This is a genomic window from Methylophaga sp. UBA3603 (assembly GCF_002375335.1).
Classification (GTDB): domain Bacteria; phylum Pseudomonadota; class Gammaproteobacteria; order Nitrosococcales; family Methylophagaceae; genus Methylophaga.
Genome location: NZ_DFMC01000006.1, coordinates 225040 through 242299 on the forward strand (window position 1 = coordinate 225040; position 17260 = coordinate 242299).

General features: G+C 45.9%; 15 protein-coding genes. 11 read left to right on the forward strand and 4 right to left on the reverse strand.

Translation table 11 applies throughout. The features are described 5' to 3' along the window. Nucleotides 1-94: 94 nt before the first annotated feature. Nucleotides 95-574 (reverse strand): DUF6231 family protein, encoded by a 480-nt coding sequence (locus tag B4F66_RS03480; protein WP_292356828.1) that lies wholly within the window; start codon nt 572-574, stop codon nt 95-97. On the opposite strand from B4F66_RS03480, the gene B4F66_RS03485 reads away from it, so the two are divergent. The 7 genes from B4F66_RS03485 to B4F66_RS03515 all read left to right on the forward strand — a co-directional run bounded on the left by B4F66_RS03485 (nt 573) and on the right by B4F66_RS03515 (nt 5279). Beyond that, nucleotides 573-1046: a YcgN family cysteine cluster protein gene (locus tag B4F66_RS03485; RefSeq protein WP_292356826.1), complete on the forward strand. Its 474-nt coding sequence runs from the start codon at nt 573-575 to the stop codon at nt 1044-1046. The genes B4F66_RS03480 and B4F66_RS03485 overlap by 2 nt on opposite strands. Beyond that, nucleotides 1036-1461, forward strand: coding sequence for a hypothetical protein (locus B4F66_RS03490; RefSeq protein ID WP_292356824.1), 426 nt, complete (start codon nt 1036-1038; stop codon nt 1459-1461). The genes B4F66_RS03485 and B4F66_RS03490 overlap by 11 nt, the downstream gene beginning before the upstream one ends. A 322-nt stretch (nt 1462-1783) precedes the next feature. Beyond that, nucleotides 1784-2224: a hypothetical protein gene (locus tag B4F66_RS03495; protein ID WP_292356823.1), complete on the forward strand. Its 441-nt coding sequence runs from the start codon at nt 1784-1786 to the stop codon at nt 2222-2224. A gap of 77 nt (nt 2225-2301) precedes the next feature. Next, nucleotides 2302-3594 carry a M18 family aminopeptidase gene (locus B4F66_RS03500; RefSeq protein ID WP_292356820.1) on the forward strand — a complete coding sequence of 431 codons (1293 nt, stop codon included), beginning with the start codon at nt 2302-2304 and terminating at the stop codon, nt 3592-3594. Nucleotides 3595-3614: 20 nt separating this feature from the next. Then, nucleotides 3615-3899, forward strand: a complete 285-nt coding sequence (locus B4F66_RS03505) for a hypothetical protein (RefSeq protein ID WP_014707111.1) — start codon at nt 3615-3617, stop codon at nt 3897-3899. Nucleotides 3900-3915: 16 nt separating this feature from the next. Further along, nucleotides 3916-4638 carry a DUF445 domain-containing protein gene (locus B4F66_RS03510; RefSeq protein WP_014707112.1) on the forward strand — a complete coding sequence of 241 codons (723 nt, stop codon included), beginning with the start codon at nt 3916-3918 and terminating at the stop codon, nt 4636-4638. Next, the gene (locus B4F66_RS03515; protein ID WP_292356814.1) at nt 4635-5279 is read left to right on the forward strand and encodes a class I SAM-dependent methyltransferase; all 645 of its coding nucleotides are present in this window, start codon (nt 4635-4637) and stop codon (nt 5277-5279) included. The genes B4F66_RS03510 and B4F66_RS03515 overlap by 4 nt, the downstream gene beginning before the upstream one ends. Here B4F66_RS03515 and B4F66_RS03520 read toward each other — a convergent pair. Further along, entirely contained in the window at nt 5269-5847 is a 579-nt protein-coding gene (locus tag B4F66_RS03520) for a YigZ family protein (protein WP_292356812.1), read from the reverse strand. The two genes, B4F66_RS03515 and B4F66_RS03520, sit on opposite strands and share 11 nt — an antisense overlap. 111 nt (nt 5848-5958) lie before the next feature. Here B4F66_RS03520 and rapA point away from each other — a divergent pair, with 111 nt between their 5' ends. Genes rapA through B4F66_RS03540 form a run of 4 tightly spaced genes read left to right on the forward strand, consistent with a single transcriptional unit; the run spans nt 5959 to nt 14460 of the window. Next, nucleotides 5959-8826 carry an RNA polymerase-associated protein RapA gene (gene rapA / locus B4F66_RS03525; protein WP_292356810.1) on the forward strand — a complete coding sequence of 956 codons (2868 nt, stop codon included), beginning with the start codon at nt 5959-5961 and terminating at the stop codon, nt 8824-8826. A gap of 40 nt (nt 8827-8866) precedes the next feature. Further along, nucleotides 8867-10099 carry an efflux RND transporter periplasmic adaptor subunit gene (locus tag B4F66_RS03530; RefSeq protein ID WP_292356808.1) on the forward strand — a complete coding sequence of 411 codons (1233 nt, stop codon included), beginning with the start codon at nt 8867-8869 and terminating at the stop codon, nt 10097-10099. Continuing rightward, the gene (locus B4F66_RS03535; RefSeq protein WP_292356806.1) at nt 10092-13229 is read left to right on the forward strand and encodes an efflux RND transporter permease subunit; all 3138 of its coding nucleotides are present in this window, start codon (nt 10092-10094) and stop codon (nt 13227-13229) included. Before B4F66_RS03530 ends, B4F66_RS03535 begins: the two co-directional genes overlap by 8 nt. Before the next feature lie 10 nt (nt 13230-13239). Continuing rightward, nucleotides 13240-14460, forward strand: a complete 1221-nt coding sequence (locus tag B4F66_RS03540; RefSeq protein ID WP_292356804.1) for a TolC family protein — start codon at nt 13240-13242, stop codon at nt 14458-14460. A gap of 15 nt (nt 14461-14475) precedes the next feature. On the opposite strand, the gene B4F66_RS03545 is transcribed toward B4F66_RS03540, so the two are convergent. Beyond that, nucleotides 14476-15144 carry a transglutaminase-like cysteine peptidase gene (locus tag B4F66_RS03545; RefSeq protein ID WP_292356802.1) on the reverse strand — a complete coding sequence of 223 codons (669 nt, stop codon included), beginning with the start codon at nt 15142-15144 and terminating at the stop codon, nt 14476-14478. A gap of 3 nt (nt 15145-15147) precedes the next feature. After that, a complete protein-coding gene (locus B4F66_RS03550; RefSeq protein WP_292356800.1) occupies nt 15148-17049 on the reverse strand; it encodes a bifunctional diguanylate cyclase/phosphodiesterase in 1902 nt (633 codons plus the stop codon). Nucleotides 17050-17260: the final 211 nt, after the last annotated feature.

The window sequence follows — 17260 nt, forward strand, 5'->3', positions numbered from 1 at the left end:
TTTGAAGGTTAATTAACGATAAGCTTGTTTAGTGTTTCTGTAACCCGACACCCCCAAGCAAACTAGAGGGATTTGATGACAATCTGATGACAGCCTACCAACGATATTTGTCATAGTTTTCCGGATTTGCCCAGAAACGACTGTTCAGCCAGTCACGTTTGGGCTGGTAATTTTCAATAGCATAACTGAACACCTGTAATCCATCACTGGTTCCGGCAATATGATGCAGGCCCATGGCCAGATAATCGCGAAATTGCCATCCCTGTTTTTGCGCCAGCGCAGGATTGGTAATCAGAATAATATGCGGTGCATGTAAATTGCGTAAATAGCCCAGCCATTGTTGCCCGGCCTGTAACGGTAAAGTTTCCGTCAAGTCGCTGATGACCGCCAGATCGATACTGTGAATTTGCTTCAGTTGTGCTTGTTCAAATGGTGTCGCCAGCGTCTCTGATCTGGTATCTTGACAGTCGTTCAGGCATAGCTTGGCCGACTCTCCCGCAACCAATACAGATTGCGGATCAAATTGCTGTATCAGCGTACTGAGCAGCGAAGACAATAAGACTGATTGATTCATGACTGACCAGCATAAAACATCTACCGAGTTCTGGAAACACAAACGTCTTGGACAGATGACACATACCGAATGGGAAAGCCTTTGCGATGGCTGTGGGCGCTGCTGTCTGCATAAGCTTGAAGATGATTCAGATGACCGGATGTATTACACACGTGTGGCATGTGAATTACTGGATATTTCAACGTGTCGCTGTAAGGATTATGCTAATCGGCAAAAGACTGTGCCAGATTGTATTCAACTTAGCGTCGAGCAGGCACACTTTTTTGACTGGTTGCCCGATACCTGCGCCTACCGTTTACTTGCTGAAGGCGAAACGTTACCAGAATGGCATCCATTGATTACCGGTGATCCGCAAAGTGTGATTGATGCAGGAGTTTCTGTTCGCAATGTGGCTATTAGCGAATCAGAAGATATAGATCTAACCGAAGAGGTTATTGCGTTGCAGCCACCTGTTTACCCGCATGACACCTGAAGAAAGTCGCGAATTTACTGCCCGTCTGGAACAAGCTGCATTGACGCTGCTTGAGATGGAAATTTACCGAAAACCAGATGATTTGGCTCGTCGTTTTGGACTGCCATTGCCAGTGGTGCGTTACTGGTGGCGACACACTGATGAAAAAACACGTCCAGTCGACCAAAACAGCCTGTCACCCCGGGAAGTAAAAGTCATTCGTAAAGCCACCCAAACCCTGGAAGGATGGGAAAAGATCAAACGTTATCGTCCACCATGTGGTGCACGATTACCAGGCGGTAAGAAGTGCAAACGATCAGTGGCGATCCGTCAGCCTGAAGCATGGTCGCTGGGCGCTTTAGCTGATCGTTGTCGTTTACATGGCGGTAATGCCCGGCGCATTATCCGAGCTAAAAAACAGGACGATACAGAATGAGGGATTTATGCTTGAGACAACGGAAATTCTGAAGCTGCTTCTGACGTTATGTAACGAGCAAAAAAGCGGCACCCAGGGTCTGTTTTTCTTTCAAGGTCGCCTCTGTTGTGACTGAAAACTTACCAATCAAGGCGCGAGGAGAGCAGTTTAGTGAGTCTAAATCAACGACGAGCAACGCGGAGTGGTGAGTTTTCAGCCACAACCCATGGGGCTGGGACTATTTTTCCGCCTCACGGCGTTGGAAATGACTTATGTAGAAATAACTACACCTCATCATTTCCGCCTTGCGAGATGAAAAAATATTCTCCAGCAGAGGGGGACCTTGAAAGATAAACAGACCCTAGTTTTAACGACTGCCGATAACAAAGCCTGCCATATTATTTTCGAACAGGGTCAAATTGAAGCGATGGCATTTGGTTCAGTAAAAGGTATTGAGGTTGCCAGATTACTGCCAAGACTACTCATTGAACGAACCAGTTTTAACAGTACGCTGAAAATGCCATTAAGTGGACGTGCCAGCATTGAAGATCAAGCAGATATTTTCGCCGCGCTGGGATTACGACGCCAGGCGAGATCTGAAAATGTTGACTCTTCCAGTCACTCTAAAACCCCACGTATGTATCGTGGTCATCTGGTTGTTGAAAAAGGGCAGACAGACTCAACATCAGATAGGGTTAAGAGTCCCTCCCAACCGGTTGACAAACAACCTTCTGCAAAGCCTAAAAGTAAACGGATTTATCGTGGCCAAATCATAGAAGATTGAAACAATCGGCTGAATTTGTCACATTGATGCGACAAAATCGTTAACATATCGTCCAGTTTCATACTCCGGAATTCATCATGAGCAGCATGTCCCCCCAGAACCTCAATCGTGGTTTACTTGATTTTATTGATGCCTCACCCACACCGTTTCATGCGGTAGCCAATATGAAAGCGGCTTTGGAGGCTGCTGGATACAAACAGCTCAATGAAAAAGAAAGTTGGGGAACATTATCGACCGGTGGATATTATGTAACCCGCAATGACTCCTCCATAATTGCGTTTAACCTGCCCGATATCAATCTGGCAGAAGCCGGTTTTCAAATGGTGGGAGCGCATACCGATAGTCCCTGTTTAAAAGTCAAACCACAACCGGGCACGGTAAAAAATTCATTCTGGCAGCTGGGTGTTGAAGTATATGGTGGAGCCCTGTTAAACCCCTGGTTTGATCGGGATTTATCGATGGCCGGACGCGTAAGCTTTGTTGATGCCGATGGTCAATTAAGCCATGCGTTGGTTAATTTCAAAAAGCCTGTGGCAACTATTCCCAGTCTGGCCATCCACCTAGATCGGGACGTCAATCAGAATCGCAGTATTAATCCGCAGCTGCATCTACCACCGATAGTGCTGCAGACCGAAGAGGGCGATAAACCGGATTTCCGTGCCTTACTCGAGCAACAGCTCAGATCCGAGCAGGGTGAACTGAATGTAGGTAAAGTGCTGGATTACGAAATCTGTTTTTACGATACGCAACCATCGGCACTGGTTGGTATTAATGAAGACTTTATCAGTGCGGCGCGACTGGACAATCTGCTGAGCTGTTATATTGGTTTGCAGGCGTTATTGGCTGGATCGAAAAATAAGGCCAATTTACTGGTATGCACAGATCATGAAGAGGTCGGCAGTGTGTCGACCAGTGGCGCACAAGGAACCTTTTTGCCCGCCGTTCTGCAGCGTCTGGCCCAGGATAATGAAAGCTATCAACGAATTATCCAGCACTCCTTATTAATTTCTGCTGATAATGCGCATGGCATTCACCCCAACTATGCTGATCGGCATGATGAACAACATGGCCCCATCCTGAATAAAGGACCGGTGATTAAAAGTAATGCCAATCAGCGTTATGCCACTAACAGTCAAAGCAGTGCACGTTTCCGGCAGCTTTGTGAACTGGCTGATGTGCCGGTGCAGGATTTTGTGGTGCGAACGGATATGGGCTGTGGCAGTACAATCGGGCCGTTAACTGCCAGTAACCTTGGCGTTCACACATTGGATATCGGTGTACCAACTTTTGCCATGCATTCGATTCGTGAGCTTGCCGGCAGCCAGGATACTTCGCATTTATACAATGCGCTTAAACAGTTTTTTAATTAAATCAAAGGAATATAAACACTATGTCAGAAACAGTTGATGAGTTAACGGTGACCTATCAGGAAGGCGATGTGACCACCGTCAAGGAACTCGATAAGGTTGTTCTTACCAAAGGTGCCTGGGCAACAGTGATGTTCCGTTATCAGGATCTGGATCGCAAAACTGGCGAGTTTGGTCCTGATAAATATACGATCCGCCGCTATCAAAAACGTAATGGTGAGTATGGCCAACGTTCAAAATTCAATATCTCCAGCCGCGATCAGGCGCAACAGATCATTGAAGCATTAACTCGCTGGACTAAAGACTGAATAGAATTAACTGACGATGAATAAGAGTTTATTAACCAATCTCTGCGCGGCCGCAGTGATTGGCGTAGGTTTATTGTTGGACACTCCCTGGCGTGAACCGGTTTTATCAATGGGAATGTTTGCCTTGGCCGGAGGGATAACGAACTGGCTGGCCATTCATATGCTGTTTGAGAAAGTACCTGGATTGTATGGATCCGGTGTCATTACAGCACGCTTCAGTGAGTTTCGCACAGCGATTGAAAAACTGGTAATGGAACAGTTTTTTAATCAGCAAAGTCTGGATCGCTTTGTCAGCGAGATGCTCGATGATAAGCGCGATCATCAACTCGATTTTTCCGAAATCATCGATCAAACTGACCTGAATCCGGTGTTTGATAATCTGGTGGCAACCATTATGGAGTCATCATTTGGCAGCATGTTATCAATGGTCGGCGGAGCCAAGGCGCTTAATCCACTGAAAGAACCTTTTGTTCGTAAAATGCAGCATTCGTTGAATGACATTGCCCATAGCGAACACTTTCAGCAGCACCTGCGGGAAAAGCTTAGCAGTGGGCCGGTCAGCGATGATTTATATCGGCAGATTTACGCTATCGTTCACAGTCGACTGGAAGAACTGACACCATTAATGGTCAAGCAGATGATTCAGGACCTGATTCGTCAGCATTTGGGCTGGCTGGTCGTCTGGGGCGGGGTATTTGGTGGCTTGATAGGACTGCTGACCAGCTTTTTACCGTTGTGAACCCGTGGATCGAGAATAGTTGTCGCTTATGCGCCGCGCCCGTAGCCTTTTATCATCATTGGCGTGGTCGCGATTACTGGCAGTGTGATGAATGTCATGCGTTGCAGATGGGCAAACAGCATCTGCCAGATCGGGAAAGCGAAACAGCGTTATATCTGACCCATGAAAATGATGTTGATGATCCACGATATCAGCAGTTTGTCTCACCAATTACCGAGGCTATTCTAAGCCAGATTACCTCTGACAAAATCGGTCTGGATTTTGGGGCGGGGCCTGGACCTGTTATCAGTAAAATCATTACTGAAAAAGGCTATCAGACAAAGTTGTATGATCCGGTTTTTTATCCGGATAACAGCGTGTTAATACAGCAATATGATTTTATTATCTGTTGCGAAGTTATTGAACATTTTCATCAGCCAGCAATTGAATTTGCCCGCCTCAAATCATTGCTTAAGGCGGATGGGAAACTGTTTTGTATGACCCAGCTGTTTGATGAGGGTATTGATTTTGCCAAGTGGCACTACAAAAACGATATTACTCATGTGTTTTTCTATCATCGCGATAGCCTGAAGTTCATTCAGCAACAATTTGCTTTCAGTACAGTTGACATTAACCAGCGTTTGATAACGTTTACGAACTGAATTGTTCGCGAATTGCGACAAGATGCTCAGCGGGCAATTCGATTACCACGCTGACCATATCGGTAAATTGCTGATCGACAATTCGTCCTTTGATCTGTTTAAGCTGATATTCCAGCATTTGTAACTGGCTGTAATCAATCTTTAAACTGAGTTGCGCCATTTCTACCCAGGGAAGCTTGCCTGCTGCATCGATGGCTTGTTTAGCGGCATTTCCATAAGCTCGGGTCAGACCTCCAGTGCCTAATTTAACCCCGCCAAAATAACGAATGACCGCCACCACCGTATTAATCAGATCTTCGCCTTGTAACGGTGACAGAATGGGCCGACCTGCAGTGCCGGATGGTTCGCCGGCATCAAAAAAACGTTCGGTGATAAACCCTTCAGCGGCGCGGATCCGCCAGGCAAAGGCCAGATGATTAGCAGAGGCATGCTGTGCAGCCAATTGTCGAAGCTGTTTTAAAGCAGATTGTTCACTGTCACAATGCATAGCTACGCCAATAAACCGCGATTTTTTGATTTCCGATTCGCTGATTGAAGGAGTGCGAAGTATAAAAAACTGGCTGGACATCTTATTTACTATAGGAAAATACAGCCTGACAATTTACCATATCAGCATATTTTGCTCGCCTGTCAGGTAGGGCAATGTCTAAATTCATCGCAATTAATCAGGTAGCACAGTTTGTCAGAATTAAGTTTTGCAGTTGGCCAACGTTGGGTCAGTAACAGCGAGGCCGAGTTAGGTCTGGGTATCATCATTGAAGTCACCGGAAGACGAATTGAAATTTCCTTTCCGGCTGCCGAAGAGCAGCGCAGTTACGCCGCTAATAATGCACCATTGAGCCGGGTGGATTATCCGCTGGGTGAAAAGGTAAAAACCCGTAAGGGACAGATTTTTACCATCAGTGAAAAACATCCTTTAAATGGCTGTGTGATTTATCAGGGGGAAACCGCTGAGGGAGAAGCTGTCAGTATTCATGAGATGGATCTGGATAGCTTTGTACAGTTTAGCCAGGCCTCAGACCGTTTATTTGCTGGTCAGATAGATAAAAATCGCCAGTTCCAATTACGACTCCGAACCCATCAATATTTTCATCGTTTACATCAGTCACCGGTATTTGGACTATTGGGCGCTCGGGTCCAATGTCTGCCGCATCAGTTTTATATTGCCTCACAAATGGCCAACCGTATTTCTGCCAGAGTTTTACTGGCCGATGAAGTCGGCTTGGGGAAAACCATTGAAGCTGGCTTGATTATGCATCAGCAAATCATGCAGGGTCGGGCCAGTCGTGTACTGGTGATTGTACCTTCAGCATTGGTGCATCAGTGGTTAGTTGAAATGCTAAGACGTTTTAATCTGGCTTTTACGGTGATTGATGCCGAACGCTATGAAGCGCTGGTTGAATTAGACGAGGGCAATGCCTTTGATAGCGCTCAATTAGTATTAACTGATTTACAGACGCTGGAAAATCATCCTGAAATGCAAACAGATGTATTGCAGGCAAGCTGGGATATGTTGGTAGTGGACGAGGCACATCATCTACAGTGGCATGAAGATCAGAGCAGTGAGAGCAGTGAAGGTTATCAACTGGTTGAAAAACTGGCAGAGCAGATTGCTTCAGTCTTATTGTTAACTGCTACACCTGAACAGCTGGGTATGGACAGTCACTTTGCCCGTTTGAAGTTACTGGATCCCGATCGCTATTATGACTTAGCGCAATTTCGGGAAGAACAACAGCATTATCAACAAATCAGTCTGTTACTCGAGCAATTGATGGCGGTTGAATCAGCCAGTGATTTCGATAAAAACAAACGTTTAAAAGTGCAATTAAAACCTTATCTGGATGATGAGTTGTTATCTGCGTTGGCTGACAGTGATGAATTTGAAGCAGCACGTGAACAGGCTAAACAGCAGTTTCTAGACCAATTCGGCACCGGGCGGATTTTATTCCGTAATACCCGCGATACCGTTAAAGGGTTTCCTGAGCGGCAGTTGACAACTTATCCGCTGGATTTTCCAGAGCAGTTTTTGCCCGAAACCAACAGCGAACTTACTCAATTGGTACAACCAGAAACACTTTTAGGTGAAGACTGGCTGGAGCTGGATCCGCGGGTTGAATGGTTGGTGAGCTGGCTGAAACAGCACCGTGGAGAAAAAACCTTATTAATTACCGCCAATGCTGAAACGGCAAAAGAGCTGGAATTACATCTGCGTCTGCAACATGGTGTGCGTAGCGCTGTATTTCATGAACAGATGACATTAATTACCCGCGATCGTGCTGCGGCTTTTTTTGCTGATGATGAAGAGGGCGCACAAATTCTGATCTGCTCGGAAATTGGCAGTGAAGGCCGTAACTTCCAGTTCTGTTCATATCTGGTGTTATTTGATTTACCGCTCAATCCCGATTTGCTGGAACAACGCATTGGTAGACTGGATCGTATCGGCCAGCGTAATACCGTCAACATCGTGCTGCCGTTTTATCAGGATACTGCTCAGCAATTGTTGCTGGACTGGTATCAGCAGGGTTTAAATGCGTTTGAATCTGTTTGTAAAACCGGTGCCGCATTACGTGAACAATTTGCTGATCAGCTGGAACAATGTCTAAGACATCCCGAAGACAAAAAAGCTTTTGCCAAATTGCTTAAAGAAACCCAAAAGGCAGAGCAGCAATTACGCGAAAGTCTCAGTCAGGGACGGGACCGACTGCTCACATTGAATTCCTATGATGAAGCCGCTGCAAAAGAAATCCTGATGCAGGTAGACGATGCCAGCAGCCCATTGGAACTGGCTGCTTTTATGGATGATTTCTTTGATGCTTACGGTGTTGAGCAACAGGCTCACAGTGCTGACAGTATTATATTGCAGCGTGGTGATGAGTTACGAAGTGATGAAATTGACCTGCCAGAAGACGGTTTAACGGCCACTTATCAGCGTGCCAGAGCGTTATCCCGCGAGGATATGGCGTTTTTGAGTTGGGAGCATCCATTGGTGTTATCGGCAATGGATGCGGTGATCAGTTCTGATCTGGGTAATACCGCATTCTGTCAGTTAAAAAGTAATCTGGTCCCCGCTGGAAGTTTGTTACTGGAAGTCGCCTTTGTAATGCATTGTCCTGCACCGAAGCAGTTTAATATTACGCGGTATATTCCTGAATCTTACCTGCGAATTGTTATCGACGAGAATGGCCGTTGTTTTGAAGAACAGTTACCCGAGCAGGAAATGAATCAGCAAGCTGGCCGCATTCCCAAACATACTGCTCAGCAGATGGTGCAGGTCGCCAGATCCCGAATCGATAATTTAATTGACGCTAGTAAAAAAATGGCAGACAAACATCAAAAACAGTTAATTGAACAAGCTATCAGTAAAATGACTGAGCTGACGGACCATGAATTGAACCGTCTGCAGCATCTTGCAGAACAAAACACCCATATTAAGCCAGCAGAAATTGAAGCACTGCAGTTGCAACAACAACAGTTGCAGCAGTATTTGCACCAGGCTGAACTGAAATTGGATGCGTTACGCTTAATCATCGTGACAGAAGCGGAGTGATCTGCCAAAGTCACCCATGAAAATTTAACGGAGTAGGGTTTTGATTAAACGTTTGTTACCCCCTTTGCTGGTCGTGGCATTGGCCATCGTAATATTCAGTACGTTGATCAGTACCCGTCCTCAGGCTCCGGTTCAGGATCGTCCGGTAAAGGGTGTTTTGGTTGAGACTCAGACGATTGATTTTGCCGCATTATCACCAACATTAACGTTGTATGGTCGTCTTGAAGCCCCGCAAATGGCTAATTTGCGAGCTGCTGTTACCGCAGATGTCGCTGAGGTTTATGTGTTTGATGGCGAATATGTTGAACAGGGAGATGTGCTGATTGAGCTGGATCCTCGAGAAGCACAATTGGCGGTAGAACAGGCTGCTGCCGAACTGGCACTGATTGATGCACAGATCGAGGCAGAAAAGTCGCAACTTAAACGCAATCAAGCCCTGTTAGGTACGCAACAGCAATTAGTCGATCTGGCTAAAGCGGCGGTGAATCGTGCTGAAAAGTTGCAACAGAGCCAGTTGTCATCCCAGGCTTTATTGGATGAATCCATCTCTTTACAGGCGCAACAAAGCCTTGAGCTTAAACAGCGGCAGTTTGATATTCAGGATCATCCCATTCGAATTGCCCAACTTCAGGCAAACCGTCAACAGGCTCAGGCACAACTGGATCGCGCAGAACTGGATTTGAGTCGTACCATTATCGAAGCACCATTTTCAGGTCGAATCACGGATCGGCAAATTGCCAAGGGTGACCGGGTGCAGGTGGGTGATGCCTTAATGACGCTTTATGATATGCAGCAACTGGAATTGCGTGCATCCATTCCGCAGCGTTATCTGGCGGATATTTATTCAGTGCTTGAAACACAGCAATTGACCGCTACTGCCGAAGTTTCCGGTCGGCAATATGAATTTGAATTACAGCGCCTCAGCGGTGAGGTGAATGCCAATGTCGCAGGACGGGATGGCCTGTTCCGCCTACAAGGTGATCCGGGACCTTTGGCCGCAGGACAGTTTGTCAGCGCCCAACTTGATTTGCCCGTTCGGCAGGATACTGTAGCCATTCCTTACAGTGCTTTATATGGTTTGGATCGGGTTTATCGTGTTCGTAATAATCAGCTTGAAGCGGTGCAAGTCAGCAAAATCGGTGATTACTCCAATCAGGATGGCAAAAGCCGCTTGCTGATTCAAAGCGAAGCTTTGCAACAGGGTGATCAGATTATTACTACTCAATTACCAAATGCCATCAATGGGTTATCCGTAAGTATTAAAGATGAATAGTACGGTGAAACGCGACTTTATTGGTCTCTTTGCCCAACATCGGGTTGCTGCCAATCTGTTGATGATGGTGATGATCCTCGCCGGGGTTCTGTCGTTAAATCGTATTAATACTCAGTTTTTCCCGACCTTTGCTCTGGATATTATTACGGTAAGCATTGAATGGCGTGGTGCCAGTGCCGAGGACGTCGCCGAGTCGATTACCCGCCAGGTAGAGCAGGAGCTTCGCAGTGTGGATTATGTGAAAAAGATGACCTCAACCTCATCTTACGGTATGTCACGGGTCACCCTTGAGTTTATTGAAAAAAGCGATATGGGGCAGGCACTGGATCAGGTCAAGGATCGAATTGCTCAGATCCGCAATTTACCCACGGATAGTGAAGAACCTGAAGTCACTCTGGTCACCAATTATGAAAGTGTGGCGCGCATTCTGATCACCAGTGAAACTGGCGACCTGGCGTCCCTACGTTATCTTGCACATGATATTGAGCATGAACTGTTGGATCGCGGTATCTCGCGGATCAATATCAGTGGATTACCGCTTGAAGAAATAGCCATTCAGCTGGATAAAACCAAATTGGAAGCATTGGGACTGGATCTGGATGAGGTTGCTGATCGTATTGCCCAGCTGAGTCAGGATTTACCCGCTGGTGAAATTGGCAACGATGAAAGCACAAGGCAGATCCGCAGTCTGGATCAAGGTCGTGATGTGCAAGCATTTGCTGAATTTGCTTTGCAGTCCGATTTTGCCAATGGATTAGTGAAACTTGAAGATGTGGCTACTATTGAAAGGCGACCCTTACGTAAACAGATGAATCTGTTTTATCAGGGGCAGCCAGCCATCGAACTGGAATTGCAACGTACGGAAAATGCCGATTCACTGGAAAGTGCGCGGGTGCTTGAACAGTGGCTGGATGAAAAATCCGCAACACTGCCTGAGGGCGTTGAGCTCAAAGTCTATGACGCCAGCTGGCAACTGATTAAAGAACGGATCAATCTGCTGTTAAAAAACGGCCTGGGTGGATTATTACTGGTATTGGGCATTTTATTTCTGTTCCTGCATGGGCGCGTTGCTTTCTGGGTAGCGGTAGGTATTCCGGTATCGTTTATGGCAGCTTTGGCTGTGTTATATGCACTGGGAGGCAGTATTAATATGATCAGCCTGTTTGGTCTGATCATGTCGCTGGGGATTATTGTTGATGATGCCATCGTCGTGGGAGAAGATGCATTTGCCCATTATCAGAGTGGTGAACCATCACTGACAGCATCAGAAGGTGGTGCAAGACGTATGCTGGCACCGATTTTATCTTCTTCGCTGACCACTATTTCGTCGTTTATTCCATTAATGCTTATCAGTGGTGTGATTGGCAATATTCTGTTCGATATTCCTTTTGTGGTGATTTGCGTGATTATCGCCTCGTTAATTGAGTGTTTTCTGATTCTGCCGGGCCATCTGCGCCATAGCTTTCAAAATATTCATCATGCTAAGCCTTCGGCAATACGTGCACGCCTGGATAATGCTTTCAATTATCTGCGTGATGATCTTTTCCGTCCATTGGTCACCAATGCTGTAAAAAATCGCGGCTTAACGGTGAGTATTGCCATGGCGTTACTGATCATCAGTTTTGGTTTACTGGCAGGTGGTCGCATCAGTTTTAACTTTTTCCCATCACCTGAAGGCACCACGGTATTAGCCAATGCACGCTTTGTTGCCGGAACACCGCGCAGCGAAGCTGATAAATTTCTGCAACATCTCACGGCGACATTGCAGCAAACTGATCAGCAATGGGATCAGCCATTGGTTGATGTCGCCACCAGTAAGTTGGGCGCGGCGGGTACTGCCGGAGGCATGTCTGATGCTCAGGTGGATGACCGTTTTGCCTCAATGCAGGTTGAATTGACTTCGCCGGACCAACGCGATGTGCGTAATCAGACATTTATTAATGCCTGGCGCGAGAAAATCGTTATGCCTGCAGGTATTGAAACCTTCACCATATCGGAACGTCGAGGAGGCCCCCCTGGCAGTGATATTGATATTCGGCTCACCGGCGGCACCACCGATAACCTCAAGGCGGCTGCCAGGGAAGTTATTGATGCATTACAACGTTATCCCGGTGTGAGTGCAATTGAGGATGATTTACCCTATGGTCAGTCGCAGTTGATTTATCGCCTAAAGGAGCAGGGCGAGGTGTTGGGGTTAACGGTTGAGAACGTTGGCAGACAACTACGCTCGGCTTATGACGGACGTCTGGTACAGATTTTTCAGGATGGTGATGACGAGGTTGAAGTTCGGGTAATGTTTCCAGATAGCCAACGAAATACTCAGGCCTCACTGGACGATTTTATGATTCGCCTGCCAGATGGCGGTAGTGTGCCGCTGGATTCAGTGGTGCACTTTGATGCACGCCGAGGGTTTGATGTATTGCGCCATACCGATACCCGTCTGGCGGTACATGTCACGGCGACTGTAGACAGCCAGGTGACCAATAACAACACTATTCTGGCGGATTTACAGCAAGAATTTCTGCCTGATTTGATGGCGCGTTATGGTATTCAGGTGGTTTTTGAGGGCAGGGCAGAAGAACAGGCCGATACAATTGGGGATATGAAGCAGGGCACACTGCTGGCCTTTGCGTTAATCTATATTATTCTGGCCTGGGTATTCGCATCATATGGCTGGCCGCTAGTGGTTATGACAGCCATTCCATTTGGCTTGATTGGGGCGCTGGTCGGCCATTGGTTACTTAATATCGACCTGACAATTCTGTCGTTATTCGGCATCTTTGGGCTGTCGGGCATCGTGGTCAATAATGCGATTATTCTGGTGACCTTTTTCAAGAACTTACGTGAAAAAGGCCTGGAGACCCAAAATGCAATTATTGAAGCCTCGGTTTTACGGTTAAGGGCAGTATTATTAACCTCATTAACTACTATCGGCGGGCTCACACCATTACTATTTGAAACATCGCCTCAGGCGCAGTTTTTGATTCCAATGGCTGTATCGATTTCGTTTGGTTTGATGTTTGCCACGATTTTAGTGTTACTTGTCATTCCGGCATTATTGTCGTTCCACGAAAGCATTTCCGAAAATTTTGCCAAACTTCGTAATGCCAAGACACAAACCACCGAATAAGGGGTAGAACATGAAACTGCGTATGCTGTGTTTATTATTCGGACTGAGCTCAATTTTAGTCAGTTATTCCGTTAATGCTGAAGAAACGGATCCTATCACGCTGAAAACACTGACGGATTACGTTTACAGCCAGCACCCTGCCAGACAAGCTGAATCCAGCATGGATGCGCTGGCAAAAAGCCGTTCAGATCTTGCTGGAAAGTTATTTGCTGAGCCTTTAAGTTTATCGGTGAATCATTTCAATGATGTAATCGGTAGTGGTGAGGGTCTGCAGGAATGGGAATCTTCAGTAGAAATGCCGATTTGGCTACCCGGTGAAAAACGTCATCAGCAGAATCTGTCACGTCATTTGGCCGCAGAGCTGCCTTACTATCAACAACGAATTCGCCTTGATGCCTCGGCACAGGTAAGACGTCATGTTTGGCTAGTGATGCTTTCTGCAGCCAAAGTTCGCCATGCCGAAACATTACGGGACAATGCCCGGAACTTGCTTAACAATGTTGAAAATCGGGTAGAGGGGGGGGATTTAGCCAGTTCAGAAGCTTTGCTGGCAAAAAGTCATCATCTGGAAATGCAGTCCCAATTGGCTTCGGCAAAGATGGATTTGCAACAAAGCTTAAATCAATACCAATACCTGACCGGGCAGCAGGTCTTACCGGATGTGATTGAAGAAAATTTACCGTTGTCGACTGAAATAGATAAAGCCCATCCATTATTAGCTGAGCTGGAGCAACAAATTGCCCGACAACGCAGTGAAATCGCCAACGCCCGTTATGACAATGTTCAACATCCCAGTCTGTCTGTAGGCGTTAAACGTGAACGGGATGAACATGCCGATCCCTATAACAACAGCATAGGCGTGGGTGTTAGCTTTGCCCTGAACGATGAACAATATCAGCAACCGGCTATTGCACAAGCCAGCCGGCAGTTAGCCGATTTACAGATTGCCCAGCAGCAACAGAAACGTCAGCTTGAAGCTGACTTGCTTGCCGCGATGGATACGCTTAAAACGTTGCAACAGAGACAGATGCTATTGAAAGAACAATATGCAGTCAGTCAGCAATATGTTGATATGCAACAACGTAGTTTTGATATGGGTGGGGTGGATTTAACAAGCTTTTTACGTAGTCAGGAAATAGCCGACAAACATCGCCACCAACTTTTGCAACTGGAAATCGAAATTCAACAACAGATTGCACAGATTAATCAGATTGCTGGCCGGACACTGTAGCGACAAACGTTGTCTTCAATCCGCAACTGTTTCGGCTCGCATTCTGGCAGCTAAATCTTCCCACAATGATAAGCGCGAGGCATCACCCACCCGTTGTCCTTCGCCACGGGATTTGGCCAGCCATAACCCCGTGCCATTAAAACTGTAAACAGGTGTCAGATCCTGACGACGACTGGCCGGTTGTATCTCATTAATCAGGTTATCCAGCACCAGGGGAATGGCGCGTTTATTTTCAAAATAAGTTAAAACCATATGTGCCTGATTCAGATCAATGGCTTTAACATAAGTGATACGCAGTTTATCTTCATCAACGCCAAGCTGTTTCAGGGTGAAATATTTAGCAATGGAGTAGTCTTCGCAATCGCCAGCTCCCAGTGACAGCATTTCAATCGGCGTAGCCCAGTAATCTTCTTTATTCCATAAAAAAATATCATCGACAAACAGGACATTACTGTTAAAAAAATCGTTTACTACCGCGAGTTTTTCCCGCTCTGATAAATCCTGATTTTCCTGCATCAATATTTGCCAGGCTTCAACGCGTTGTCTGGCCTCACTATCGTATTCATTTTCAATGCGTTGCAATAACGCTTCTGAAATCAGTAATTCTGCCAGCAATGGAACAGAAAACGGCAGCCACCAAACCAGCAGTAAGGTCAATACAATAGGTTTTAGCCGAAGCAACATTGATTAACGACTGATCCCGAACAAGCCAGCCTGTTGTAACCAGAGAAAGTCTTGTTCGTCTTTTGCACTTTCTGCCAATACTCTTACTTCCAGTAAGCGGGCAATTTCCTGAATGATATCGAGCAAGTCCGGTTTATTGGTATTACTACGGATATCTGTGGTCAGATCGCGTGCCAGTCGAATGTAATCAATATGCAGATCTTTCAGCAGATTCACCGGAATCACATCGCTGCTATAACGTTTTAATAGACTGTGAGCTCCTAACTGTCTGACAAAGATGCTGAAATTGGTGAATGTATCCAGATCTTTGGCCGCAGCATAAGCGGTCACACTAAACGCTAACAGGGCAGGGGATAAGCCTGATTGAATGACTGCTTTGCCAAGCCATTGGCGGAAGTCTGCTGAAGCAATTGATGCCAGAGACAGGTTGATTGTCACAGGAGCCGGATTGGATTCTTCGCCCATCAAGTCCAACACCTTTTGCACAATGTGTTTATCCAGTGTTTCAACCAGATCAAAAGCTTCAGCCATTGAAAAGAAGGTACCAATAGGCAGTAAATCACCATTTGCATCACGAACTTCGGTAAAGGCTTCACGCATTACCAGATGGGGTTTTGCGGTGTCACTGTAATTGTAAGCCTGGTTGGTAAAGGTAATCATTGCCGAATCTGTATTAATTACCTGTTCAATAGTAGCTTTCCAGCTCATTTCAGACATTGAACTTAAGGTGTTTTCCTTGATGTAAAAGGCATTGGCTTCAATCAAACGTGCTTGCTCATAGGCCTCAATCAATGCTGGCATGAGTCGCTCAACTTCACTGCTACGTTCATAAGAAACAATCCCCATATGTAGTAAGTCGCTATGCTCATATTGTTGCCCCAGTTCGTTGGCCAGAACCTGAATCTGTTCGGCAATCCGGGTTATGTCTTGAATATTGCTATCGGTTGTCAAAACAGCAAATTCTGATCCGTACCAGCGATAACTGCGCAGATTGGCAAATGGTAGTTGTTGCAACTGGCTGGCAAAATCCTTCAGCAGTGCATCTACTGCATTTTTACCCTGATTTTTCACCACTGCACTCAAGTCATCGAATTTGATGTAGATAACATGGCCGAATTCGCCAATGGAGAGTGCCTGTTTTATATCGACTTTGAACGTTTGCTGATTTAATAAATTTGTAAGTGGATCACGATTCAAATTGTCATTGAGCTTATCAAGTCGCAAATTCAGGTGATGAATGGTTTTGCCAATTTTGGTTGACATACTGTTCATGGATTTGGCGACTGACCGTACTTCTCTGGTCCAGGGTAAATTTTCAATAACGGTAAATTTCCCAGCAGAAATATCGTTTGCCTGTTCTGTTATGGCTTTTAACGGACGTAAGGTCATTCTCAGTACCACCAACAACAGCAAAATCGCACCTAACAGAATGAACGATGAAAATTTGAGTGTGGATTTAAATTGTTCGTATAGCTTGAGGTAACCATAACCGGGATTACTGGTGACTTGCAGGGTGCCAGCAATATTCCAGCCGGTACTTATTTCACTGACAGCGGTGGCAGTTTCGATGGGAAAAAACCGGGGAAGCCAGCTGGGTACACCATGAACTTCATCGGGATTGGTCAGCCGAATTAATTCATTGCCATCCACATCCAATAAACGCATTTCCTTGTAATAACCGGTATCAAAAATGGCGTTCATCATGGTTCGCAAAATCGGATCAGTTTCATCAGCCATATGGGGACTGAGTGATAAACCGAGTGAGGTTGCCGTGTCCTGTACATGCACTTCCGATTCGCCCTGCAGATAACTACGGATATTGTCCATGCTCATGACAAAATTTACTGAGAACACAATCAGAAAAATCAGTGTTAGCAAGATAAGTAATTGTTTTGATAAAGACATAAGAAACAACCTCATTATTAAAGGTATCATCAGGCTGGAGTCAGCATGAGACAGCTGTTTTACAACATCATCCAGTAATCGGGCTAACATTACCTGTGCAACTGCCGTCAGGCAAGCTAAATCCAGTGTTATTGGGCAAAACAATACACTTTTGGCTTTTGTTTTCAGTGACCGGTTGATACGATCAACCGTCCTCTATTCAAGGTAGTCT

Bases quoted from the DNA above. Each gene is read 5' to 3' on its own strand.
- B4F66_RS03520 (WP_292356812.1), bottom strand. From the start codon at position 5,847: ATGTCCAGCCAGTTTTTTATACTTCGCACTCCTTCAATCAGCGAATCG.
- B4F66_RS03545 (WP_292356802.1), bottom strand. From the start codon at position 15,144: ATGTTGCTTCGGCTAAAACCTATTGTATTGACCTTACTGCTGGTTTGG.
- B4F66_RS03550 (WP_292356800.1), bottom strand. From the start codon at position 17,049: ATGTCTTTATCAAAACAATTACTTATCTTGCTAACACTGATTTTTCTG.
- B4F66_RS03540 (WP_292356804.1), top strand. From the start codon at position 13,240: ATGAAACTGCGTATGCTGTGTTTATTATTCGGACTGAGCTCAATTTTA.
- B4F66_RS03535 (WP_292356806.1), top strand. From the start codon at position 10,092: ATGAATAGTACGGTGAAACGCGACTTTATTGGTCTCTTTGCCCAACAT.
- B4F66_RS03500 (WP_292356820.1), top strand. From the start codon at position 2,302: ATGAGCAGCATGTCCCCCCAGAACCTCAATCGTGGTTTACTTGATTTT.
- B4F66_RS03485 (WP_292356826.1), top strand. From the start codon at position 573: ATGACTGACCAGCATAAAACATCTACCGAGTTCTGGAAACACAAACGT.
- B4F66_RS03510 (WP_014707112.1), top strand. From the start codon at position 3,916: ATGAATAAGAGTTTATTAACCAATCTCTGCGCGGCCGCAGTGATTGGC.
- B4F66_RS03480 (WP_292356828.1), bottom strand. From the start codon at position 574: ATGAATCAATCAGTCTTATTGTCTTCGCTGCTCAGTACGCTGATACAG.
- B4F66_RS03490 (WP_292356824.1), top strand. From the start codon at position 1,036: ATGACACCTGAAGAAAGTCGCGAATTTACTGCCCGTCTGGAACAAGCT.
- B4F66_RS03505 (WP_014707111.1), top strand. From the start codon at position 3,615: ATGTCAGAAACAGTTGATGAGTTAACGGTGACCTATCAGGAAGGCGAT.